This window comes from Streptomyces diastatochromogenes (assembly GCF_002242805.1).
GTDB classification, from domain to species: Bacteria; Actinomycetota; Actinomycetes; order Streptomycetales; family Streptomycetaceae; genus Streptomyces; species Streptomyces diastatochromogenes.
Genome location: NZ_MCGQ01000212.1, coordinates 1 through 327 on the forward strand (window position 1 = coordinate 1; position 327 = coordinate 327).

The following is a 327-nucleotide window of genomic DNA, read 5'->3' on the forward strand; positions in this document are numbered from 1 at the left end:
AGCGCCTCGCGCACCGGCGTACGGCTCACTCCCAGCTGCCGGCCCAGGGCCACCTGCGACAGCACGGTGCCCGGCGCCAGCCGCCCGTCGAGGATGCACTCGCGCAGCAGCGCGTGCAGCGGGGCGATCGACTGCCGGGCACCGGGCAGATCAAGCGGCTCGATGCCGTCGATGACGATGGTCGGCTGTGGCATGCCGTCCATTATGGCGTATGTGCATACACCTTTAGTTGCGTCCAGGTGAAACCCTGAGGGGGAGCCGCACCTGGAAGCGGGTGTCGCCGGGAACGGACTCCACCTGGAGGCTCCCGTGGTGCTTGTTCACGAC

The 327-nt window shown here is 68.5% G+C and carries 1 protein-coding gene; it reads right to left on the bottom strand.

Features of this window, described 5'->3' with window-relative positions; translation table 11 throughout:
- Positions 1 to 194, bottom strand: a 194-nt coding sequence (locus BEK98_RS47670; protein WP_143684311.1) for a GntR family transcriptional regulator, incomplete at its 3' end; no start/stop codon positions are given.
- Positions 195 to 327: the final 133 nt, after the last annotated feature.